Source organism: Caulobacter sp. P4_E5 (assembly GCF_056401555.1).
In genome coordinates this window covers 1-22,156 of record NZ_JBFUJD010000024.1, presented here as the reverse complement: position 1 = coordinate 22,156, position 22,156 = coordinate 1, and the positions used below count along the sequence as shown (strand labels likewise).

Annotated in this window: 19 protein-coding genes; 7 read left to right on the top strand and 12 right to left on the bottom strand. The window is 67.7% G+C overall.

Annotated elements, in window-relative coordinates:
* Positions 1–40: 40 nt before the first annotated feature.
* From AC1DSO_RS09920 to AC1DSO_RS09895, 6 genes are all read right to left on the bottom strand, one after another.
* The gene (locus AC1DSO_RS09920; RefSeq protein WP_477068664.1) at positions 41–826 is read right to left on the bottom strand and encodes a hypothetical protein; all 786 of its coding nucleotides are present in this window, start codon (positions 824–826) and stop codon (positions 41–43) included.
* Positions 827–906: 80 nt separating this feature from the next.
* The gene (locus AC1DSO_RS09915) at positions 907–3,840 is read right to left on the bottom strand and encodes a TonB-dependent receptor plug domain-containing protein (protein WP_477068663.1); all 2,934 of its coding nucleotides are present in this window, start codon (positions 3,838–3,840) and stop codon (positions 907–909) included.
* Positions 3,841–4,176: 336 nt separating this feature from the next.
* Entirely contained in the window at positions 4,177–4,929 is a 753-nt protein-coding gene (gene phaH, locus AC1DSO_RS09910) for a phasin PhaH (protein WP_477068662.1), read from the bottom strand.
* A gap of 102 nt (positions 4,930–5,031) precedes the next feature.
* Positions 5,032–6,327: a chromate efflux transporter gene (gene chrA, locus AC1DSO_RS09905; RefSeq protein WP_477068661.1), complete on the bottom strand. Its 1,296-nt coding sequence runs from the start codon at positions 6,325–6,327 to the stop codon at positions 5,032–5,034.
* Position 6,328: 1 nt separating this feature from the next.
* Positions 6,329–7,150 (bottom strand): 23S rRNA (adenine(2030)-N(6))-methyltransferase RlmJ, encoded by an 822-nt coding sequence (gene rlmJ, locus AC1DSO_RS09900; RefSeq protein ID WP_477068660.1) that lies wholly within the window; start codon positions 7,148–7,150, stop codon positions 6,329–6,331.
* 9 nt (positions 7,151–7,159) lie between these two features.
* Positions 7,160–8,143, bottom strand: coding sequence for a helix-turn-helix transcriptional regulator (locus tag AC1DSO_RS09895; RefSeq protein WP_477068659.1), 984 nt, complete (start codon positions 8,141–8,143; stop codon positions 7,160–7,162).
* 98 nt (positions 8,144–8,241) lie between these two features.
* Between AC1DSO_RS09895 and AC1DSO_RS09890 the strand changes: the two genes are divergently transcribed.
* Positions 8,242–8,592, top strand: a complete 351-nt coding sequence (locus tag AC1DSO_RS09890; RefSeq protein ID WP_477068658.1) for a hypothetical protein — start codon at positions 8,242–8,244, stop codon at positions 8,590–8,592.
* A gap of 307 nt (positions 8,593–8,899) precedes the next feature.
* Positions 8,900–11,425, top strand: a complete 2,526-nt coding sequence (locus AC1DSO_RS09885; protein ID WP_477068657.1) for a TonB-dependent receptor plug domain-containing protein — start codon at positions 8,900–8,902, stop codon at positions 11,423–11,425.
* 214 nt (positions 11,426–11,639) lie between these two features.
* On the opposite strand, the gene AC1DSO_RS09880 is transcribed toward AC1DSO_RS09885, so the two are convergent.
* Positions 11,640–12,185: a GNAT family N-acetyltransferase gene (locus AC1DSO_RS09880; protein WP_477068656.1), complete on the bottom strand. Its 546-nt coding sequence runs from the start codon at positions 12,183–12,185 to the stop codon at positions 11,640–11,642.
* Positions 12,186–12,455: 270 nt separating this feature from the next.
* On the opposite strand from AC1DSO_RS09880, the gene AC1DSO_RS09875 reads away from it, so the two are divergent.
* The 5 genes from AC1DSO_RS09875 (at position 12,456) to AC1DSO_RS09855 (ending at position 16,386) form a co-directional block, all read left to right on the top strand.
* Complete coding sequence (locus tag AC1DSO_RS09875) at positions 12,456–14,057, top strand: flavin monoamine oxidase family protein (protein ID WP_477068685.1); 1,602 nt, start codon at positions 12,456–12,458, stop codon at positions 14,055–14,057.
* A 75-nt stretch (positions 14,058–14,132) separates the two neighbouring features.
* Positions 14,133–14,525, top strand: coding sequence for a c-type cytochrome (locus AC1DSO_RS09870; RefSeq protein ID WP_477068684.1), 393 nt, complete (start codon positions 14,133–14,135; stop codon positions 14,523–14,525).
* Positions 14,526–14,577: 52 nt separating this feature from the next.
* On the top strand, positions 14,578–15,069 hold the full coding sequence (locus AC1DSO_RS09865; RefSeq protein WP_477068655.1) for a RidA family protein: 492 nt from the start codon (positions 14,578–14,580) through the stop codon (positions 15,067–15,069).
* 209 nt (positions 15,070–15,278) lie between these two features.
* Complete coding sequence (locus AC1DSO_RS09860; protein ID WP_477068654.1) at positions 15,279–15,866, top strand: cation efflux transmembrane domain-containing protein; 588 nt, start codon at positions 15,279–15,281, stop codon at positions 15,864–15,866.
* Between the two features lie 124 nt (positions 15,867–15,990).
* Positions 15,991–16,386 carry an Ohr family peroxiredoxin gene (locus tag AC1DSO_RS09855; RefSeq protein ID WP_477068653.1) on the top strand — a complete coding sequence of 132 codons (396 nt, stop codon included), beginning with the start codon at positions 15,991–15,993 and terminating at the stop codon, positions 16,384–16,386.
* A gap of 446 nt (positions 16,387–16,832) precedes the next feature.
* Here the strand turns inward: AC1DSO_RS09855 and AC1DSO_RS09850 are convergent, their stop codons facing one another.
* From AC1DSO_RS09850 to AC1DSO_RS09830, 5 genes are all read right to left on the bottom strand, one after another.
* A complete protein-coding gene (locus AC1DSO_RS09850) occupies positions 16,833–17,240 on the bottom strand; it encodes a Rieske (2Fe-2S) protein (protein WP_477068652.1) in 408 nt (135 codons plus the stop codon).
* Positions 17,237–18,244 carry a fumarylacetoacetate hydrolase family protein gene (locus AC1DSO_RS09845; RefSeq protein WP_477068651.1) on the bottom strand — a complete coding sequence of 336 codons (1,008 nt, stop codon included), beginning with the start codon at positions 18,242–18,244 and terminating at the stop codon, positions 17,237–17,239. The genes AC1DSO_RS09850 and AC1DSO_RS09845 overlap by 4 nt, the downstream gene beginning before the upstream one ends.
* A 37-nt stretch (positions 18,245–18,281) precedes the next feature.
* Complete coding sequence (gene hmgA, locus AC1DSO_RS09840) at positions 18,282–19,559, bottom strand: homogentisate 1,2-dioxygenase (protein WP_477068650.1); 1,278 nt, start codon at positions 19,557–19,559, stop codon at positions 18,282–18,284.
* A gap of 168 nt (positions 19,560–19,727) precedes the next feature.
* Complete coding sequence (hppD, locus tag AC1DSO_RS09835; protein ID WP_477068649.1) at positions 19,728–20,801, bottom strand: 4-hydroxyphenylpyruvate dioxygenase; 1,074 nt, start codon at positions 20,799–20,801, stop codon at positions 19,728–19,730.
* Complete coding sequence (locus AC1DSO_RS09830) at positions 20,798–21,985, bottom strand: amino acid aminotransferase (protein WP_477068648.1); 1,188 nt, start codon at positions 21,983–21,985, stop codon at positions 20,798–20,800. The genes hppD and AC1DSO_RS09830 overlap by 4 nt, the downstream gene beginning before the upstream one ends.
* Positions 21,986–22,156: the final 171 nt, after the last annotated feature.

The window sequence follows — 22,156 nt, the reverse complement described above, 5'->3', positions numbered from 1 at the left end:
GTGGGGGCTCTGCGGCGTTGGCGGGTGGAACTCGGCCTCGTCACCGATACCCCAGCAACGCCCGCAGCCCCGGCGCGTGGAAGTCCACCACCCGCTTGTGGGTGTCGGACAGCAGCCTGGGCACTTCGGCGGTGACTTTGAGGTTCTCGCTGGCGGTGCGGCTTTCGCGGCGGTCGGCGCCGGCCTCGACGCGGTCGCGCCAGTCGGCGGGCAGGTCGAGGCCGCAGTCGGCCAGCAGCTGGCGGAAGAAGGCCTCGGCCCGCCTGGAGCCTAGGTCGTTCAGGGCCTCGACGATGTCTTCGTAGCGGACGATCACGGCGCGCGAGCCCAGCCAGGCCACGGCGTTCATACTGAAGATGTCCTTCAGGTCCGGCACGCGGCCGTGCGCGCCCAGGATCATCATCATGATGACGTCCTCGACCGTCGCGCCGCCGTTCTTGATGTGCTCCAGCCCGCCCTGGAACTCGTCGGACAGGTAGAAGCGGGCCCGGGCCAGCACCCAGTCGTAGGGATCGCGCACCAGCACGAGGTGGCGCACGTCGCGCAAGGCCACGGCCGACTCGTCCGAGAACAGCATGTGGCCCCAGCTGATCATCGGCTTGTCGGCCAGGAACGCGTCGCGGCTGCGCGACAGCAGGGCGTGCTGGATGTACTCGCGCCGCCAATGCTGCTCGGGGTCGACGAACATCCGCAGGATGTTGCGGATCAGGTGCGTGCCGGCCTTGGGCACGCTGTTCAGGAACACCGGCTGGGACAGGCGCGCGCGGTCGAAGCGCTCGCCGATCGCGTCGAGATTGTCGGGCTTGCCGCGGATGATGGCGTTCACGCGAGGGCCTTGAAAAGAAGCGGACAGAAAAACGGCGGCGGATCGCTCCGCCGCCGTCATCTTAGAGGATCAGGTCGGGACTAGAAGTGCGCCTTGATGTTCATGAAGACGCGACGCCCCAGATAATCGTACTGCGACGACAGGACCGAGGTCCCGACCGTCTCGTACAGGCCTTGGCCAATCGTCAGCGCCGGCGGTTGCTCGTCGAACAGATTCGAGACGCCGCCGGTGATCGACCAACCCTCGAACTGCTTGCGCAGCGAGACGTTGTGGTAGGCCGTGAACTCGGTGTGGATCTTGTAGAACGAGGTCCCCGCCGTGTTCTTGTCCACCTCCGTCTCGGCGTCCGAGGCCTTGCCGATCATGTCGACGCCCCAGAAGCCGGTCCAGTCGCCCTTCTGGAAGCTTAGGTTCAGCTGACCAGTCCAGTCCGGATCGCCGACGAAGCCGTTCTGGTCGACGACGGTGTCGGCGAACTTGGCCTCGGTGTCCTTCAGTTGCCAGGTCGACTGCAGCTCGGTCGTCATGCGGATGTCCCAGGGCAGGTCGACGCCGTACTGGACGGTCAGGTCGATGCCGCGGTTAATCTGCTCGGCGATGTTGATGTAATTGTCGGTGACGGTGGTGATCAGGTGCGAGCCGGGATTGCGCGCGAACAGGCTGCACAGCCGGTCTTTCGGGAAGTTCAGCGACTTGTAGCACTGGTTGACGATCGTCCCCGCCCCCAGCTGCGTGACCTCGTTCTTCACGTCGATGTCGAAATAGTCGACGACGACCTGCAAGTCGGCGAACTTTGGCGTCCAGATGACGCCGTAGGTCTTGGCCAGCGAGGTTTCGGCGACGAGACCGCCCTTGCCGCCGGACGAGGTGACGGTCGCCTGGGCGCCCGCGCCGGTATAGCTGTCGGGGATGCCGTCGGCGCGACAGTTGTCGGCCACGCGCTGGGTGATGTTGCCCTGCGCCAGGTTTTGGCCCCAGCGCACGCACGGATCGATCGTGCGTTGGTTGGCGAAGGCCGTCTCGGCGTTCTTGTACAGCTCGAACAAGGCCGGCGCGCGGAACGAGGTGCCACGGGTGGCCCGGAGACGCAGCGACGGGACGATCTGCCAGTTCAGGCCGACCTTATAGGTGTCGTCCTCGCCGTAGGAATTGACCTTGGTGTGACGGCCCGACAGCGACAGCTCGACGCTCTTGGCCAGGAACATGTCCTTGAAGATCGGCACGCTGAGTTCGCCGTAGACTTCCCGCGTCAGGTCATCGCCCTTGGTGATGCCCGAGGCCGACGAGTTCCAGATGTTGCCGGCCAAGGTGATCGGGCCGGGCGTGTCATTGATCGAGTCCTTGCGGTAGTGGAAGCCGAGGGCCACCCCGACCTCGCCGGCTGGCAACTTGAACAGATTGCCCGAGACCGAACCTTCGAAGACCAATTGCTTGTAGATTGTCTTGCCGGTCTCGGTGTCGAACAGGAAGGCTTCCTCCTCGGGCGCGTATTTGCCCGCCAGGAAGTCGGGCGTGATCCAAGCCACGTCGACGCACTGCTTCTTGCTGATCGGCGTGACTTGACCGGCGCAGGAACCCGTGCGGAACGCGGCGATGTCGACCGCGTCCTTCAGGATCACGTCCTGGGAATAGAGGCCCTTGTTGTGGCTGTACTGGGTGAAGATGTCCCAGTCCCAGCCCTTCAGGAAGTCGATCTTGCCGAAGTCGCCGCGCAGGCCGCCGACATAGCGCTGGTAGTCGACACGCTGGCCATCACGCGCGTGGTTCGTGACCGGGGTCGGCGACAGGATGAAGTCGCCCGTGAAGCCGGCCGAGAACGGATCGGCGTCGCCCGTGTAGAAGTAGCTCCAGAATTGGCGATAGCCATTGGTCTTGGTCGCGCGGCGGTTCAGCAGGGCCTCGCCATACGCCTCGACGCTATCGGTGATCTTGAACGTGCCCTGGGCGAAGACCGTGTTGCGCTCGGTGCGAGGGGTCAGCGACTTGGACAGGTTGAACGGGCTATTGTAGTCCAGCACGCCGATGTCGGCGGCCGCCGGATCGTCGCTGTAGCCGACGGTGTAGAAGCCGGCCGGCATGCCCGGATAGCCGCCGCCCGCCGGAACCTGCGGGATCAGCCCCTTGATCTTGCCGGTGTAGTCGTACTGCAACTTGCCCGGCAAGCCGGCGAAGCTGAAGTCGTAGAGCCAGATCTGATCGTACAGCAGGTCACGGCACTGGATCTGGCCGGTGCGTGGATCAATCGTGTCCCTACGCTTGCCGTTCGAGCCGGTGATGTACTGACGACCGCAGTTGGTGTAGCTGCGCTGCCCCCGCGTCTGCTCGGCCTTTTTGAAGTACTCGTACGAGAGGCTCAGGAAGCCGCGGTCGAAGGTCTTGGCCCAGCTGGCGCTGGCCGAGTACTGCTCGCCGCCATGCTTCTGCGGCTGGCTGTAGAACATCTCCGCGTCGATGCCGTCGGTGTCGCGCTTGGTGATGATGTTGACCACGCCGGCCACGGCGTCCGAGCCGTAGACCGAAGACGCGCCGTCCTTGAGGATGTCGACGTGGTCGATCACCGACAGCGGCAGGACGTTCAGGTCGAAGGCCGAGACGCCGCCGCGGGTGCCGGCCGGACCCGCCCGGCGGCCATTCAGCAGCACCAGGGTGCGGTTCGGGCCCAGGCCACGCAGCGACACGGTTTCCGAACCGGGACCGCCGTCCGTGACGAAGGCGTTGGAGATCGCCGCGGTCACCTGCGGCGAGCCCGAGGCGATCGTCGACGACTGCAGAAGGCCCGTGGCGCTGGCGATGCCGCGCAGCTGGCCTTGCTCGGCCGAGATGACCTGGATCGGGTCGGGGCTGTTGAACGCGCTACGCTTGATGCGCGAACCCGTGACGACGACGGCCTCGACCTCGGTCTGGGGTTGATCGGGCGTCTGGGGCGCCGTCTGGGCCATGGCCGGGAGAGCCACGCCGGCCGCCAGCCCCGCGATGATCGTCGAGGCCAGAAGATGTCTACGATGAGTGAGCATTGGAGGATTTTCGCCTTCGATTGCGGACAACGCGGCACGCCCCCCCGCCAAGCCCCGTTGGCGCGCGACGAATTACCGCTGCGACCACCCAATCCGCTTCGCGGCGGGACCGCAATCTTACCGTCAGCGAATTGTCGCATTTCAGGCGAACTGTGGCAGACGGCACGCAGTTCGTGCTTCGAAAGCCATATTGCGAAGTCTTTTTAACCGTTTACGCGCGGGGAAAGCGACCCCAGCCGCCACATTTCCGGCCTCATGTGTCGCCCCTCGGGGATCACCCAAAGAAGAAGGCCGCCGAGTCTCCTCGGCGGCCTCTCTGATTCTCGGAGGGAAGGGTCAGGCTTCGTCGGGTGTGGCGAAACGCTTGGCCTGGGCGATCCAGGCGTCGCGCTCGGCGCGCCCCTTCAGGCTCAGCAGCTGGTCGTAGGAGGCCAGTTCGTCCGGCGTCCAGGCGGCGATCTGGCTGAAGGTCGTCACGCCCAACTCGGCCAGAGAGGCGGCCAGCTTGGGGCCGACGCCAACCAGGCGGGTCAGATCGTCGCCGGCGGTTTCGACAGCGGCGAGGACGGCTTCAGGAGCGGCCTCCACTGCCGGGGCGGCCGTCTCGGCGAACTCGACAGGCGCTTCGGCGACGACTTCGGCCGCCTCGGCGACCACCGGCTCAGCCTCCGGCGCGACCACCGCTTGGGCGACGTCTTCGTTGGCGGCGGCGGTCTCGACCAGCGGCTCGGCCGCAGCCTCGACGATCTCCTGAGCGGCGTCCAGCACCGTCTCGGTGGCCTGGACCGCCAGGGCGACAGCGCCAACGACCGGCTCGGCGATCGCTTCGGTCAGCGGCGGCGTCGCCTCCAGTTCGGCCACGGCTTCGGCGGGCGGCGCGACCGGTTCCGGCGTCAGGGCCATCAAGGCTTCGAGGTTGACCGCTTCGCGCCAGCGCGAGGCCCACCACCAATAGGTGGCCCCGGCCGCCGCCGCGCCGCCGAACATCAGCCACAGCGGCGAGGCCGCGCCGATCGCCAGGTGCGGGGCGGTCCGCGCCTCGGCCTCGTCGGTCTTGTACTCGGGTAGGAAGGAGAAGATCGAAACCATGGCGCGCTCCGTTGGGCTGACAACCGCGATTTATTGCAGCGCAGCATAACACGGAAAACGCGTTCGCAATCGCAAAAGTGCCGGCCTTCGATCAACTGAGTCTCAGCTCAGCCCGACGACCTTCAAAAGGACCCCCGCGACCACCAGGACGGCGATCATGGCCAGCATCGGCAGGCGGGTGGCGAAGACCAGCATCAGGGCAAGGACCATCAAGCCCAGGGCGCCGTAGTCCAAAGTGGCGACGTCCGGCAGCATGACGCGCACGAGGCCCGCGACCTCCATCGTCTGGCCGCCGCGGAACAGCAGGTGGATGGCGAACCACAGGGCCAGCTGGCCGATCACCCCCACCGAGGCGGCCGAGATCAGGGCCAGGGCTCGCGACGGGCGCGGCCGCCGGCCCCAGCGCTCGAACAGCGGCCCGCCGGCGAAGATCCACAGGAACGACGGGGCGAAGGTGGTCCAGGCCGCCATCAGCCCGCCTAGGACACCTAGCACCCAGGCCCATTCCGGCGCGGCGGTCTGGAAGGCGCCGACGAAGCCGACGAAGACGAACACCAGGATCAGCGGCCCCGGCGTGGTCTCGGCCAGGCCCAGGCCGTCCAGCATCTGGGTCGCCGACAGCCAGCCCAGCGCCGAGGCCGCCTGGCCGATATAGGCCAGGGCCGCATAGGCGCCGCCAAAGCTGATCGCGGCCAAGCCACCGAACGACAGGCCCATCCAGGCCAGGGTCGAGCCCGGCGCGACGATCCAGGCCAGGGCGATCGGAGCCAGCCACAGGGCCAGGCAGGCCAGCGCGGTCCTGCCCTGCCCTTTGAGCGGCGCGGGCGCAACGTCGGAAACGCCCTCTCCGCCCTTGGCCGTGGCCCAGCCCAGCACGCCCGCGCCCAGCACGACCAGCGGGAAGGGCACGGTGGTGAAGGCCAGCAGGGCGAAGGCCGCGCCGCAGGCGATGGCGGCCATGCGATCCTTGATGGCCCGCCCGCCGATCTTCAGCAGGGCCTGCAGCACCAGGGCCACCACCGCCGCCTTCAGGCCCAGCAGCACCGGCGCGGCCCAGTCCGAGCGGCCATGGGCGACATACAGCGCCGACAGGGCCAGCATGACGGCCAGGCCCGGCAGCACGAACAGCAGGCCCGCCGCCAGGCCGCCCCGGATCCCGTGCAGCCGCCAGCCCAGCCAGGTGGCCAGCTGCTGGGCCTCGGGGCCGGGCAGCAGCATGCAGAAGCTGAGCGCGCGGGCGAACTCGTCGTCGTCGACCCAGTCACGGGTCTCGACCACTTCCCGGTGCAGCAGGGCGATCTGCCCGGCCGGTCCGCCGAAACCCAGCAGGCCGATCTTCAGCCAGACCGGCAGGGCCTCGGCGAAGGTGGGCGGGATCCTCGGCGGATTGGCGGTCAAGTCAGGTCCGCCAGACGCGCGAGCGGCCGCCAGTCTCGCCCAGGCCAGAGGCGATCCAGTCGCCCGCCCGAGCGGCCGCCTCGTCGACCGAGGCCGGAGCCCCGATCATCACCATCGCGCAGCCGTTCATCTTCATGGGGTCCGTCAGCGGCCGGAGGCGGAGCTCGGCGACTAGCAGCTGGTTCGTGACGGTTTCCATCGCGCGCAGGAAGGCGTCGAAGGTCTCCAGGTCCTTGATCGGCAGCCAGACGGCCAGGGCGGCGTCCTTGGCGCGGGCCAGGACCGCCCGGGTCGTCTCGACGATGCGCGAATAGTCGTCCGGCCGCTCGAACGGCGGGTCGATGACCACGAAGGGCCGGCCGCCGCGCCCGGCCTGCTGCACGGCGGTCGTAAAGCCGTCGGCTTCCAGCGCCTGGGCGCTGGCATAGGGGGCCAGGGTCTCGCGCAGCAGCCGGGCGTCGTCGGGCCGCAGCTCGCAGCCGGCGTAGCGGTCGGTCTTGCGCAGCGCCCGGGCCAGCAGCAGCGGCGAGCCCGGATAGAGGTCGCCGTCTTTCCCACCGTTCATATCCGCCACCGCCTTCAGCAGCGGATCGAACACCGACGGAGCATCGCTCGCCGCTTTCAGCCGGAAGATCCCCGCCTGGGCCTCGCCCGAGCGGCGGGCCATCTCGCCCGAGAGGTCATAGCCGCCCGCCCCGGCATGGGTGTCGATCACCGACAAGGCGCTGCTCTCGTTCTGCAGGGCCGACAGCATGGCCAGCAGGATCGCGTGCTTATGAAGGTCGGCGAAGTTGCCGGCGTGGAAGGCGTGGCGGTAATTCATCCCGCGTCCCTACCACGCCCCGTGGGCGCGGCCAGCCACGCGCAGTTCCTCGACCATCATCTCTTTCAAGGACGGCGGCGCGACGATCTCGACCGCGTCGGCCCAGGTGAACAGGTGCCAGGACAGCTCGCGCATGCCGCCGGCCCGGAAGGTGACCAGCACCGAGCCGTCCGGCTCCTGGGTCACCTGCTGGGTCGCGTGGAAGCGCCAGCGCAGGGCGTCGTCGGCCCGCTCCTTCTTGATGCGCAGGACCACGTCTTGGATCTCGTCGTGATAGATGCCGAAGCTCTCGTCGGCGAAGGCCTGCAGCGAGAAGTCCTCGGGCGGGGGGGCCGGTCTGTCGAGCACCTTGATGTCGCTCATCCGGTCCAGGCGCCAGGAGCGCGGCCGGCCGCCCTGGCCCTCCAGCGCCACCAGATAGTTGCTGCGCCCGAACAGGACGCCCAGCGGCGTCACCTCCCGCGTCCGTCCCGGCGTGCTGCCGCCCTGGTAACGGAAGGACAGGGCCGACAACCCCTTGACCGCCTGGCGGATGGCGGCCAGCAGCGCCTGGTCCTCGAACGGCCGGGGGCCAGCGTGGACGGCGATCGTCTCGGCCTGGACCAGCGCCTCGACGTCGGGCGCGACGCGTCGGCGGGCCGAGCCGCGCAGGGCCGACAGCAGCTTGGCCTCCAGGGCGTACAGCGAGGCGGCGCGGGCCTCGGCCCCGGACGCCTTGTACGAATCGGCGGCCGTGCGCAGGGCGGCCAGCTCCTCGGCGGTCGGGGTCTGGAACAGGCCGTCCAGCCCCGACGGGATCCGGAAGCGCTTGGTCGGCGGATCGTCGATCGCCTCCATCTGCGGGAAGGCGGCCCAGACGGCGTCGCGCATCCGCTCGGCGGTACGGCGGCCGACGTCCAGGTTCTGGGCCATCTCGTCCAGGGTCAGGCCTTCGGCGGAACCGGCCAGCATCCGGGCCAGGTCCAGCAGGCGGGTGGCTTTCTCGTGTCTCATGCGTTCCTCAAGCAGACGCACAGCTTACGACCGTTTCTGTCGCAACGCCCGCACATTCTGCGGGGGTCGAGACTGGAGACCCTTCAAAGGAGGCCCTGATGTCGCGCTTCGCCTGCTCCCCCTGGGCCGTTGCCCCCGTCAACCAGGCCATGATCTCGGCCGTGCTGGACTTCGCCGACATCCATCGCGACCTGGGCGGCGGACGCACCCTGCGCCGGATCAGCCACGAGCGCGCGGCCAAGGCCGACATGTTCCTGCTGCTGGGCCGCGACGTCGAGCGCGTCACCGACATCGGCCTGGTGTGGAACGATCGCGAAGACCAGATCGTCCGCGTCACCGACGACGCCGAACTGCGCGATTCTCGCATGGCCGCCTGGGAAGAGGCGTTCGAGCTGTTCGAGACCGAGGACACCGACGAAATGGCCGAACCGATGCGCCTCTGCGCCTGACCCGGGGCGCCGCGAGCACGCTCATGAGGCGATCGCCGCGACCTCCGCGAGCGCCCGTAATGCGCGCATCTGCCTAAAATCCGATATCCGCCGCCGCGCAAAACGGCGCCCGCCGGGCGCCGGCGCGGTTGTGGCGATTTCCTGACACCCCGCCATTGCCGAACGCCGAGACCTTCCCCCCCATGAATAAATCGGAAAGTTCCCGATAGATTTTTAGTGCGTGCGTCAAAAAATATAATCGTCGGGAGAAAAACGCCATGGATGGAGCATTCGACACGCGTCAATAAACAAAATGAGGGGGTTATTAATGACTCGACGTTTCAAACCCGCACTGTTGGCGGGCATTTCGGCATTGTCCATTACTATCGGATACTCTGCATCCGCCTTCGCCGCCGACGCCGCGGCCACGCCGCCCGACCAAACTGAAGTCGACACCGTCATCGTCACCGGCACGCGCCAGACGGGTCTGCGTGTCATCGACAGCCCCGCCCCCGTCCAAGTCGTCGACACCAGCACGCTGGAGCGCACGGGCGCGRTCGACCTGCGGGTCGGCCTCGCCAATCTGGTGCCCTCGTTCAACGCCCAGGCGTTCGGCGGCGACACCGCCAACCTGACCCTTTCGGCCCGCCTGCGCGGCCTTTCGCCCAACCAGGCCCTGGTGTTGGTCAACGGCAAGCGCCGCCACACCACGGGCAACCTCGCCGTGCTGTCGGGCGTCTATCAAGGCGCCGCCGCGGCCGACCTGGGCTTCATCCCGATGGCCGGCATCGGCCGCATTGAAGTGCTGACCGACGGCGCCGCGGCCCAGTACGGCACCGACGCCATCGCCGGCGTCGTCAACATCATCCTGAAGAAAAACGGCTCTGGCGGCTCGATCTCGGCCACCGGCGGCGAATACTTCGACGGCGGCGGCAAGACGGCCGGCGGCTCGGTCAATATCGGCATGTCGCCGACCGAGAACAGCTATCTGAACATCACGGTCGAGAGCAAATATCACGGCTTCAGCAACCGCGGCCTGCCCGACCAGCGCGTCTTCAACCCGGCCAGCCCCAGCTATTCGGCCGCCAACAACGCCATCGAAAGCAAAATCCCCGGCTATCCGAACCTGAACCTGATCTCGGGCGACGCCGAGTATCGCCTGAATAACCTGGTCTATAACGCCGGCATCGCGCTGCCGATGGACTTCGAGGTCTATTCGTTCGGCACCCTGGGCCACAAGGACGCCTCGGCCTACGAGAACTATCGCCGCTACAACCGTATCCAGGGCAAGCAGGGCGCGGCCGACCGGCCCTTCCCGCTGGGCTTCAGCCCGCGCGAGCGCATCATAGAAGACGACTACGCCATGACCCTGGGCGTATCGGGCAAGCTGGCCGGCTGGGATGTCGACCTGTCCTCGACCTACGGCAAGGATGACATCGAGGTCCGCGTCGAGAACTCGGCCAACGCCAGCCTCTACGCCGACACCTCGACCCTGACGACCAAGGGCTTCACCCCGACCTCGTTCCACGCCGGCAGCTGGCGCACCACCCAGTGGACCAACAACCTGGACCTGCGTCGCGGCTTCGACGTCGGCTTCTCGGCCCCGCTGGACGTCGCCGTCGGCTACGAGCAGCGCCGCGACACCTACCGGATCGGCCAGGGCGACGCGRCCTCGACCTACAAGGAAGGCTCGCAGTCGTATCCGGGCTTCTCCAAGACCGACGCCGGCGGCCACGCCCGCACCAGCTGGGCCGTGTACGGCGACATCGCCGCCACGCCGGTCGAGGCGTGGAAGATCGACGCGGCCGTCCGCTACGAGAAGTTCAGCGACTTCGGCGACACCACGGTCGCCAAGCTGACCAGCCGCTATGACTTCAACGAGATGTTCGCGGTTCGCGGCACGGCCTCGACCGGCTTCCGCGCCCCGACCCTGGCGGAGTCGTACTACTCGGCGACCAACGTCTCGCCGACCAGCGCCTTCGTCCAGCTGGCCCCGAACTCCAGCGCCGCCCGCCTGCTGGGCATCGATACGCTGAAGCCCGAGAAGTCGAAGAACTACAGCCTGGGCATCGTGGCCCACCCGATCCCGAAGATGACGGCCACAGTCGACATCTACCAGATCAACCTCAAGAACCGGATCTTCGGCTCCAGCTCGATCTTCGGCATCCGCAACGGCGTGGTGGTCAACGCCAACGTCAACGCCGCCATCGCCGCCAATGGCAACGTGCTGGACAGCACGGTGACCAGCACCGGCATCAACATCTTCTCGAACGGCCTCGACAGCYGCACCCGCGGCCTGGACTTCGTGGTCGCCTACCCCACCAGCCTGGGCGACTACGGCCGTGTCGACTGGACGCTGAGCGGCAACTTCAACAAGACCAAGATCACCAAGGTCAAGGCTCCCCCGGCGCCGCTGGCGACCCCCAGCGCCGCCTTCCCGAGCGGCCAGGTCCTGTTCGCCGGCAACGCCGCCTCGCTGCTCGAAAAAGGCTCTCCGAAGTACAAGATCGGCCTGAACGGCCTCTACACGTTCGGCAAGGTCTCGCTGTCGGTGACCGAGACCTTCTACGGCAAGGCCGAGGCCCTGTCCGACCCCGGCACCGGCCCGCTGCTGAACACCCAGGCCAGCGCGGCGGCGATCACCGACGCCGAACTGTCCTACAAGTTCCCGATGGGCGTCACCGCCGCGATCGGGGCCAACAACGTGTTCAACAAGTATCCGGACAAGTTCACGGCCGCCTACCAGGCCGCCTGCATCGCCTCCGGCGGCGGCTGCGTGGCCCAGTACACCTCGTTCTCGCCGTACGGCATCAACGGCGGCTACTACTACGGCCGACTGTCGTTCGCCTTCTAGGGCGGGTTTCAAGCTGAAACGCGAAGGGGCGGACCGCGAGGTCCGCCCCTTTTGCTTTGGAGGAGATGCTGGAACACCCCCTCCGTCACGTCGCCTATCGGCGCCGCGCCACCTTCCCCGTTTCACGGGTGAGGAGGAAATCCTCCTCCCCTGCGCAGCGGGGGAGGTGGCGCGATGCGGATACGCATCGCGACGGAGGGGGCGCTTCCCCAAGTCACAACGCCTTCCCCATCCGCACCAACGGCACCCGATAGCCCGTCGAGGTCACCGCCTCGAACGGTTCGATGTCGTGATAGCCGCAGGCCCGGTACAGCGGCACGCCGCCCACGGTCGCGGCCATCTCGACGCGGGAGAAGCCCTCGGCCTGCGCCGCCGCCTCGCAGGCGTCCAGCACCAGCCGGCCGACGCCTTTGCGGGTGTGGTCGGGGTGGGTGTACATCGCCCGCACTCGCGCCGCGTCCTTGGCCGGGTCCAGCAGCGCCGCATCGCGTCCGGCCGAATGGTCGCCGCCGAACAGGGTGGCGCGCCGGGACCAGCCGCCGCAGCCGGCGATCTCGGTCCCCTCTTCGACCACGAAATAGGTGCCGTCGGCGATCAGCTGGGTGTCCAGGCCCATGATCTCGAACGAGGCCTTCACCCCCTCGGGCGGCAGGAAGGCCCCGAGAAGCTCGCCGATCGCGCGATCCATCAGGGCCGACAGGACAGGCATGTCGTCGGGACGCGCCAAGCGCAGGCGTAAGGCGGGGACGGACGATTTCATACGGGCTCCATCACAACGTCGCGGCGCGCGAGAAAACAAGGATTCGGCGAGTGCCCGGCGATCTTCCGACCTCGCTCACCGATCGCTCATTGACCGCCTCAGGCGCCCAATGCCGAGGCGTCTAACATGTCAGACCCGACCTTGACCGAAAACGGATTGCGTCGCCGTGATCGGAATTTGGAGATGTCTTCCGTCCGGCGCGACACGATCGCCGGAGCCAAGCCAGCGCCAAGGCGACGCCGGCTGATCAACAAGGACGGCGGGGATTGCATGAGTGGATTGGACGCGTCTGCGACGGGTGGCGTACTCACACGCCGTCGCTTCTTCGAAAGCCTGGCCGCGGTCGGCGGCATGTCGCTGGTGCTCTCGGGCATGGACGCCCTGGGCTTCGGCATGGCCTCGGCCACCGAACTGCCGCCCGAACTGACCGGTGGGGCCAAGGGGACCAAGATCATCGTCCTGGGCGCGGGCCTGGCCGGCATGACCGCCGCCTATGAACTCAGCAAGGCCGGCTATCAGGTGCAGGTGCTGGAGGCGCGCGCGTTCGCCGGCGGCCGCTGCCAGACGGCGCGCAAGGGCTTCAAGCACACCGACCTGATCGGCCACGAGCAGACCTGTGAGTTCGACGAAGGCCACTACATCAATCACGGCCCCTGGCGGATCCCGTATCACCACCGCTCGACCCTGCATTACACCAAGCTGTTCAGCGTGCCGCTGGAGAGCTTCGTCAACGACAACGACGCCTCCTACGTCTATTTCGAGAAGGCGACCGGGCCGCTGGCCGGCAAGCCGGTGCGCAAGGGCGAGATCGCCGCCGACATCCGCGGCTACACCGCCGAACTGGTCGCCAAGGCCGCCAGCCAGGGCCAGTTGGACGCCCCGCTGTCGGGGATCGATCGCGAGAAGTTCATCGCCTACCTGGTCAATGAAGGCCGGCTGTCCAAGGACCTGGCCTACAAGGGCACCGAGGGGCGCGGCTTCGCGGTCCACCCCGGGGCCGGCGTCGATCCGGGCCCTGGCAAGGAGCTGCCGCCGTTCGCGTTCAAGGACGTGCTGGACAGCAACGCCTGGCGAGTCCTGAGCTCGGTCACCGGCTTCGAGCAGCAGCGCACCATGCTGCAGCCGATCGGCGGCATGGACCAGATCGCCAAGGGCTTCGAGAAGCACGTCGGCTCGATGATCCGCTATTCGACCGTGGTCGAGAAGATCAAGCAGTCGCCCAGCGGCGTGACGGTCTCGTTCAAGGGAGCCGACGGCAAGTCCGGCGAGATCACCGCCGACTATTGCGTCTGCACCATCCCGCTCAGCGTGCTCAAGCAGATCGACCTCGACGCCTCGGCCCCGTTCAAGGCGGCGATGGAAGGCGTCTCGTACGCGCCGGTCAACAAGATCGGCCTGCAGATGAAGACCCGCTTCTGGGAAGAGAAGCACCACATCTATGGCGGCCACGTCTACAACGACATCCCGGGCATCAACAGCATCACCATGCCCTCGTGCGGCTGGCAGGGGCAAAAGGGCGTGCTGCTGGGCTATTACGGGTTCGGCGGCGAGGCGGCGCGGATCAGCGCCAAGAGCCCGGCTGACCGCGCGGCCTACGCCGTGGCGGCGGGCCAGAAGATCTTCCCGGAATACGCCGAGAACTTCGAGAACGCCTTCTCCTTCAGCTGGCACCTGGCCGAGTTCAATCTGGGCGGCTGGGCCGAGTGGGGCGAGAACGGCCGCAAGGAGTCCTACCCCCTGCTCTGCCAGCCCGACGGTCGCCTCTATCTGGCCGGCGAACACCTCAGCTACCTTGGCGGCTGGCAGGCCGGCGCCATCGAGTCGGCCTGGCAACAGATCGCCAAGATTCACGCCCGCGTGCAGCAGGCCTAGCAAGCGTGATAGCCGAAAGTGGAAGCCGGTTTCGGCGACCATCACGCGAAAGAAACGAAAGCCTTCGAGGACATGATGACCTTCGCTTACCGTCTCGCCGCCCTGGCGCTCGTCACCGCCGTCGCCGCGCCCGCGTTAGCGCTCGCTGATGGAAAGTCGCTGTTCAACGACAACTGCTCGGCCTGCCACCAGGTCACCGGCAAGGGCGTCAAGGGCGCCTTCCCGGCCCTGGCCGGCTCGGCCTTCGTGCAGGGCGACCCGAAGATCGTGACGACCACCGTCCTGAACGGCCGCGCCGGCATGCCGGCCTTCAAGGACGACCTGACCGACCCCGACCTGGCGGCCATCCTGACCTATGTCCGCTCGTCGTGGGGCAACAAGGCCTCGGCCGTGAAGCCCGTCGACGTCGCCAAGGCCCGCCTCGCCGCCAAGGCCGGCGCCAAGTCGCGCGGCCTGCAGGCTCACTGATCCGCCTCTGACTCCAAGATCTGAACCCCAAAGACTGAACCGGAGAGATCCCATGAAACGCCTCGTCGCCCTCGCCGCTGGCCTCTGCGCCCTCGCTGGCGTCGCCACCGCCGCCAACGCCCAGGAGATCGTCCGCGGCGGCGACCCCAAGTCGCCGATCGCCAGCGTCGTCACCGTGCCGGCCGGCTTCGACACCATCTATGTCAGCGGCATGACCCCGCCGGTGATCGACGAAAAGGCCACCGGCGTCGCCAAGTTCGGCGACACCAAGACCCAGACCCTGGGCGTGCTGGGCCGCATCGAGGCCGCGCTGAAGACCCAGGGCGCGACCATGGCCGACGTCGTGATGATGCGCGTCCTGCTGGTCGGCGACCCGGCCAAGGAGGGCAAGATGGACTTCATGGGCATGATGGAGGGCTACAAGACCTATTTCGGCACCGCCACCCAGCCCAACAAGCCCTCGCGCATCACCAGCCAGATCACCTCGCTGGTCCAGGAGGGCATGCTGGTCGAGATCGAGGTCCAGGCGGCGAAGAAGAAGTAGCCGCCACGCCGTCGCCCGCGCATTTCACCGTTACGCGAAATATTTTCGTGACAACGTTGTCAAGCGCCATCCAAACGGCTATATGGAATTCAGCCCTTTCGGGCGTTTCCTCCCAATGACTCGGCCGCCCTCTTCTCCTGGAGGGCGGCCGTTCTTTTGTCCGGGCGCCGCGATATCGCCGGCAAGGCTCGCGTGCTAGTCGGCGGGCCATGAGCCCTTCGCCCAGCTTCCGTTCAGCCGTTCGCCTCGTCGCCCTGCTGAACCTCGCCTATTTCGCCGTCGAGATGACGGTGGCCCTGCGCATCGGCTCGGTGTCGCTGCTGGCCGACAGCATCGACTTCTTCGAGGACGCCGCCGTCAACTTCCTGATCCTGGCCGCCCTGGGCTGGAGCGCGTCGCGCCGGGCCAGGGTCGGCGCAGTGCTGGCGGCGATCCTGCTGGCCCCGGCCGTGGCGTTCCTGTGGACTCTGTGGCGCAAGCTGGGCGACCCCACACCGCCGGAACCCCTGGCCCTGGGCGTCACCGGCCTGGGCGCCTTGGCGGTCAACCTCGTCTGCGCCTTCGCCTTGGCTCGTCACCGCGCGGCGGCGGGCAGTCTGTCCAAGGCCGCCTTCCTGTCGGCGCGCAACGACGCGGTCGCCAACATCGCCATCATCGCGGCGGGCCTGCTGACCGTCCTGACGCGCTCGATCTGGCCCGACATCGTCGCGGGGCTGGGCATCGCGATCATGAACCTGGACGCCGCCCGCGCCGTCTGGCGCGCCGCCCGCAAGGACGCCGACGAAGCCCGCGCCTGAGTCTCCGAGAAAATAATCGCATCCGATTTAATCGAGCCCCTTGAAGCCGCTCAAGGTCGCACCAAATTACATCGCATCCGATCAGATCGGTTCTGATCAACAAAGCGAAACGAAAGGTGCTCCTATGACCGCGAAGGTTCTTTTCACCGGCAAGACCCACAACACCGCTGGCCGCGACGGCGGCGCGCGCAGCAGCGACGGGTTCCTCGACCTCAAGATCCCCGAGCCCCACCCGGCCGCCGAGAACCTGTTCGGCGCGGCCTGGTCGGCCTGCTACATGGGCGCGATCGGCCTGGTGGCGGCTCAGCGCAAGGTGGCCCTGCCGGCCGACCTCGCGGTCGACGCCACTATCGACCTGCTTAACGAAGCCAGCGCGTTCTTCTTGCGCGCCCGCTTCGACGTCGCCCTGCCGGGTCTGGATCGTGACGTGGCGCGGGACCTGGTCGACACCGCCCACACGATCTGCCCCTACTCGAAGGCCACGCACGGCAATATCGAGGTCGTGACGACCCTGGTGTGAGCTTGAGCTTCGGGCCCGCCGGAGCGGCGGGCCTCTTGCCGATGTGACAACGGACATGCGGATCGCGCGCGAAACCCCTCTCTCATAGAGAGAGGGAGGGGCCCGCCGCCGCAGGCGGTGGGAGGGTGAGAGGTTTCACCGCCGGCCGGAAAATCCCGAGATCAAGGGTTCGCTCCCCAAAACGCCGATCTCCCCGGCGAAAGCCGGGGCCCAGATTCATCCGGAAAGGCTGGGGTATTCGCGATCCGCCGATCGGGCAGGATCACAGGCGCTGGTGGGTTCGGCCTGGGCCCCGGCCTTCGCCGGGGAGGTCGGGGGAACAGTGCACATTCGGCGAGACCGTAACCACTCACCCTCCCATGCTGCGCATGGGCCCCTCCCTCTCTCTATGAGAGAGGGATCTCGAAATTTCGTTCGGGTCGATCCTGCCATGAACCACCCGTGCGCTACCCCGTAACCACCCGCCCCTCGTGAACCTCGACCGGCCACGGCGTCAGCCTGGCCCCGACGCAGGGACCGCCGACGCAGGTCCCCGTCTCCACCGCGAACACTGCCCCGTGCCAGGAGCAGGCGATCAGGCCGCCGTCGGGGCTCAGGTATTGGTCCAGCTGCTGGGCCAGCGGCAGGCCGGCGTGCGGGCAGCGGTCGGCATAGCCGAACACCGCCTCGCCCCGGCGCACCACGAAGCCGTGGAAGCGGTTCTGACCGATCTGGAGCACGTAGTTCCGCGCCTCGCCGTCGGCGATCAGCTCCAGCGGGCCGAGATTGACCCCCGCCGGGGTCGACCAGACACGGCCGACCGCGACACTGGACGCCTCGACACTGGACGCCTCGACAGGGGCCTCTTCACTCAAACCCGCTCGACCGTCTGCTCCATGGCCCCGAAGATCGTGTGGCCCTTGGCGTCCTTCATCTCGATGCGGACGGTGTCGTCGCCCAGTAGGAACGGCGTCTTGGCCTTGCCGCTCAGCAGGGTCTCGACCGTGCGCAGCTCGGCCAGGCACGAATAGCCGACGCCGCCGTCGGCGATCGGCTTGCCCGGGCCCTCGTCGGCGCCGCGATTGCTGACCGTGCCGGAGCCGACGATGGTGCCGGCGCTCAAGGCCCGGGTCTTGGCCGCGTGGGCCACCAGGGTCCCGAAGTCGAAGGTCATGTCGACGCCCGCGTCGGCCTTGCCGAAATCGACGCCGTTCAGCTCGACTAGCAGCGCGCCGGACAGCTTGCCGTCCTTCCAGGCCGCGCCCAGGGCTTCCGGCGTCACCGCCACCGGCGAGAAGGCGCTGGCCGGCTTGGACTGCACGAAGCCGAAGCCCTTGGCCAGTTCGCCCGGGATCAGGTTGCGCAAGCTGACGTCGTTGCACAGCATGACCAGGCGGATGGCGGCCAGAGCCTCCTCGCGGCTGGCGCCTAGCGGCACGTCATCGACGATCACGGCGATCTCGCCTTCGAAGTCGCAGCCCCAGGCCGCGTCGGCCAGAGGGATCGTATCGCGCGGACCCAGGAAGCCGTCGGACGCGCCCTGGTACATCAGCGGATCGGTCCAGAAGGTCTCGGGCATCTCGGCCCCCCGCGCCTGCCGCACCAGCTGCACGTGGTTCACATAGGCGCTGCCGTCCAGCCATTGAAAGGCGCGCGGCAGCGGGCTGAGGGCGTCGTGCTCGTGGAAACGTTCCTTGGGCACCGCCCCGTGTTCGAGGCTGTCGGCCAGGCCTTGCAGCAGCGCGCCACAGCGCTCCCAATCGTCCAGCGCCGCTTGCAGGGTGGGCGCGACCGTCCCGGCGTCGGTGAACCAGGCCAGGTCGTTGGAGACCACCACCAGCCGGCCGTCGCGGCCGCCCTTGAGAGACGCAAGCTTCATCGGCGCTTCCTCTGTTCGTTCTTGTTAGGCCGGGCTCTTAAGGCAGGCGCGCCTTGGGGAAGCCCGTCCAGCAGGCGTCATAGTCACCCTGAAGCGCGGAAGTCTCCAGCGCGAACTTCGTCGGCCGGATCACCCAGCGGCTTTCGAACATGAAAGCCATGGTCCCGTCGATCTTGTGCGGCGCGAGTTCGGCCTCGGTCGCCTTGCGATGGCTGGCCACGTCGGGGCCGTGGTCGCTCATGCCATTGTGCAGGCTGGCCCCGCCCGGCGAGAAGCCGCCCGCCTTGGCGTCGTAGGCGCCGTGGACCAGGCCCATGAACTCGCTCATCACGTTGCGGTGGAACCACGGCGGGCGGAACGTGTGCTCGGCCACCATCCAGCGCGGCGGGAAGATCACGAAGTCGCAATTGGCCGTGCCCGGGATCTCGCTGGGCGAGGTCAGGACCGTGAAGATCGACGGGTCGGGATGGTCGAAGCTGACCGTGTTGATCGTGTTGAAGCGCGCCAGGTCGTAGCGGTACGGCGCGAGATTGCCGTGCCAGGCCACCACATCCAGCGGACTGTGGTCCCACTCGGCGGCCCACAGCTGGCCCTGGAACTTCTGAATGACCTCGGTCGGCGCATCGACGTCCTCGAACGCCGCGACGGGCGTCTCGAAGTCGCGCGGATTGGCCAGGCCGTTCGAGCCGATGGGGCCGAGGTCCGGCAGCTTGAAGGCCGCGCCATGGTTCTCGCAGACATAGCCGCGCGACGGGCCGTCGAGCTCGACCCGGAAGCGCACGCCGCGCGGGATCACCACGATGTGGCCGGGCCCGGCCTGCAGTACGCCCATCTCGGTGACCAGGGTCAGCACGCCCTGCTGCGGCACGATCAACAGCTCGCCGTCGGCGTCGTAGAACACGCGGTTCTTCATCGAGGCGGTCGCGAGATAGAGGTGGATGCCGACGCCGGCCTGGGTGGCCACGTCGCCGTTGCCGGCCAGGGTGACCAGGCCATCGACGAAATCCGTCGGCTCACTCGGGATCGGCAGCGGGTCCCACCGCAGGCGGTTTGGCGTTACCGGACCGTCGGCCGGCCCGGCGATCCTGGCCTGGGCGTAGGGCTTGTAGGGGCCATGGCCGGCGCTGGGCCGCAGGCGGTAGAGCCAGCTCCTGCGGTTCTCGTGCCGCGGCGCGGTGAAGGCCGTGCCCGACAGCTGCTCGGCATAGAGGCCGAACGGCGTCCGCTGCGGCGAGTTCTGGCCCACCGGCAAGGCGCCGGCCACGGCCTCGGTGGCGAAGTGAGAACCGAAGCCGGTCTGGTAGCGGAGGTCCATGTGCGTTCCCGTGACCTTCTGGCCATCATTGTCGTGTCATCCCGGAAGCCTCGCAGAGGCTGTCCGGGACCCAGGAGCGGCGCGCACCGCGCTTCGTCACCCCCTGGGTCCCGGCTCTACGCTACGCTTCGGCCGGGATGACAAGGAAGGGGTATTTGACCGGGAGGCTCACCCTTCGACCGTGATCACGCCCCGGCGGATCTGGTCTAGCTCGATGCTTTCGAACAGGGCCTGGAAGTTGCCGTTGCCGAAGCCTTGGTTGCCCTTGCGCTGGATGATCTCGAAGAAGATCGGGCCGAACAGGTTCTCGGTGAAGATCTGCAGCAGCAGGCCTTCGTCGCCGACATTGCCGTCCAGCAGGATGCGGTTCTTCCTCAGGCGCTCCAGGTCCTCGCCGTGGCCGGGCACGCGCTTGTCGACCAGCTCGTAATAGGTCTCGATGGTGTCCTGCAGCTTGACGCCCCGGGCGCGCAGCTTCTCGACGGTGTCGTAGATATTCTCGGTGGTCAGGGCCAGGTGCTGGATGCCCTCGCCGTTGTACTGGCGGATGAACTCCTCGATCTGGCTCTTGTCGTCCTGGCTCTCGTTCAGCGGGATGCGGATGGCCTTGTCGGGCGCGATCATCGCCTGGCTGAACAGGCCCGTGGCCTGGCCCTTGATGTCGAAGTACTTCTGCTCCTCGAAGCCGAAGACCTGACGATAGAAGCTCGACCAGGTTCGCATCTGGCCGCGCTTGACGTTGTGGGTCAGGTGGTCGAGCAGGTCGAGGCCGACATTGCTCTTGGCCTCGGCCAGGGCCGCGCCCGGGACCTGCTCCCAGCTGTCGTAGATGGTGCCGGCGTCGCCGTAGCGGTCGACGAGGTAGAGCAAGCTGCCGCCGATGCCTTCCAGCACCTTGGCGCCCTCGCCCAGCAGCGAGCGGCTGGCGTCGGCCGCCGAGGCCCCGCGCTTCAGGGCCTCGGCATAGGCGTGCTCGACGTTCTCGACGCGGAAGGCCATGCCGTTGGCCGACGGGCCGTGGGCCTGGCGGAAGTCGGCGACCTGGCCGCTCGTATCCTCGTTGACGATCAGGTTGATGCGGCCCTGCTTGTAGCGGGTCGCCGGCTTGGTCGGGTGCTTGCTGGCCGGCACGAAGCCCAGCTGCTCGATCAGGGCCTTCATCGTGGCCGGGTCGGGGCTGGTGAACTCGACGAATTCGAAGCCGTCGAGGCCGAGCGGGTTTTGGTCGCTGACGAGCGTCATGCCGGTTCTCCCTGCAGACAGGCCTCATAGGCCCGCGCGAATGTGTCGATGTTGGTAACGGTCAGGCCGGCCAGATTGATGCGGCCCGAGCCGGCCATGTAGATCCCGTGCTCCTCGCGCAGCCGCGCGACTTGGGTCGGCGACAGCGGCAGCAGGGCGAACAGGCCGTGCTGGCCGGCCAACGGCGCCAGGGCCGGCGCCGCCTTGGCCAGGCGTTGGCGCAGGTCGGCCACGCGGACGCGCATGGCCTCCAACTCGGACCTCCAGAGGGTGGTCAGGGCCTCGGACTCGAGAATGACCCGCACCGTGGCCGCGCCGTGGTCGGGCGGCATTGACCAGTTGGTCCGCGCCAGGGCCCGGATATTGCTGGCGGCCAGGTCCAGCGTGTCGGCGTCGCGCGACAGGGTGTAGAGCGCGCCGACGCGCTCGCGGTAGAGGCCGAAGTTCTTGTCGCAGGAATAGGCCAGCAGGCCGTCGTCGGCCGCCGCCAGCACCAGGCGCGCGCCCGCCGCGTCGGCCTCGAGCCCCAGGCCCAGGCCCTGATAGGCCAGGTCGATCAGCGGCGTCAGGCCCTTGCGGGCGACCAGCTCGGCGATGGCGCGCCACTCGTCCAGGCTGTAGTCGGCCCCGGACGGGTTGTGGCAGCAGCCGTGCAGCAGGACGGCGTCGCCGGCCCGCGCCGTCTCCAGCACCGACATCATCTCGTCGAAACAGAGACGTTGGCCGCGCTGGTCGTAGTGGCGGAAGGTGACGGTCTCGACGCCCAGCTGGTCCAGGATCTGGGTGTGGTTGGGCCAGGTCGGCGCGCCGATGAACACGCGCAGGTCCGGCTTGGCGGCCTTCAGCAGCTCGCAGGCCAGGCGGATGGCGCCGGTGCCGCCCGGCGTCTGCACCCCGAACACCTCGTGGCTGACCTGGTCGCCGAAGATGATCGGCTTCAGCAGGTCCAAGAAGCCGAGGTCGCCCTCGGGGCCGAGATAGGACTTGGTGACTTGGGTGTTCAGCAGGATCTGTTCGGCGGCCTTGACCGTCGCCAGCACCGGTGTCGCGCCCAGATCGTCCCGGAACACGCCGACACCCAGGTCGATCTTCTCGGGCCGCGGATCGCGGCGATAGAGGCCGATCAGCGACAGCAGGGAGTCCGGCGCCTGAGGCGTGAGGCCGGTGAATACCGAGGAGGTCATGGCGCTGTTCCGGTGGTCGACGGAAGGCAGCCTATCGCGGGGCCGGGGTCAGAACGTGGCGATCATGACCGAGGTGCGAAGGACTTCGGTCACTTTATGCCAATCACCTTCATCAACCCAATTCAATGTGTCATCCCGGCCGCAGCGAAGCGGAGAGCCGGGACCCAGGGG

Bases quoted from the DNA above. Each gene is read 5' to 3' on its own strand.
- AC1DSO_RS09855 (WP_477068653.1), top strand. From the start codon at position 15,991: ATGACCGCGAAGGTTCTTTTCACCGGCAAGACCCACAACACCGCTGGC.
- AC1DSO_RS09880 (WP_477068656.1), bottom strand. From the start codon at position 12,185: ATGAAATCGTCCGTCCCCGCCTTACGCCTGCGCTTGGCGCGTCCCGAC.
- AC1DSO_RS09860 (WP_477068654.1), top strand. From the start codon at position 15,279: ATGAGCCCTTCGCCCAGCTTCCGTTCAGCCGTTCGCCTCGTCGCCCTG.
- AC1DSO_RS09845 (WP_477068651.1), bottom strand. From the start codon at position 18,244: ATGAAGCTTGCGTCTCTCAAGGGCGGCCGCGACGGCCGGCTGGTGGTG.
- AC1DSO_RS09895 (WP_477068659.1), bottom strand. From the start codon at position 8,143: ATGAGACACGAGAAAGCCACCCGCCTGCTGGACCTGGCCCGGATGCTG.
- hppD (WP_477068649.1), bottom strand. From the start codon at position 20,801: ATGACGCTCGTCAGCGACCAAAACCCGCTCGGCCTCGACGGCTTCGAA.
- AC1DSO_RS09830 (WP_477068648.1), bottom strand. From the start codon at position 21,985: ATGACCTCCTCGGTATTCACCGGCCTCACGCCTCAGGCGCCGGACTCC.
- AC1DSO_RS09915 (WP_477068663.1), bottom strand. From the start codon at position 3,840: ATGCTCACTCATCGTAGACATCTTCTGGCCTCGACGATCATCGCGGGG.
- AC1DSO_RS09890 (WP_477068658.1), top strand. From the start codon at position 8,242: ATGTCGCGCTTCGCCTGCTCCCCCTGGGCCGTTGCCCCCGTCAACCAG.
- AC1DSO_RS09875 (WP_477068685.1), top strand. From the start codon at position 12,456: ATGAGTGGATTGGACGCGTCTGCGACGGGTGGCGTACTCACACGCCGT.
- rlmJ (WP_477068660.1), bottom strand. From the start codon at position 7,150: ATGAATTACCGCCACGCCTTCCACGCCGGCAACTTCGCCGACCTTCAT.
- AC1DSO_RS09870 (WP_477068684.1), top strand. From the start codon at position 14,133: ATGACCTTCGCTTACCGTCTCGCCGCCCTGGCGCTCGTCACCGCCGTC.
- AC1DSO_RS09865 (WP_477068655.1), top strand. From the start codon at position 14,578: ATGAAACGCCTCGTCGCCCTCGCCGCTGGCCTCTGCGCCCTCGCTGGC.
- phaH (WP_477068662.1), bottom strand. From the start codon at position 4,929: ATGGTTTCGATCTTCTCCTTCCTACCCGAGTACAAGACCGACGAGGCC.
- hmgA (WP_477068650.1), bottom strand. From the start codon at position 19,559: ATGGACCTCCGCTACCAGACCGGCTTCGGTTCTCACTTCGCCACCGAG.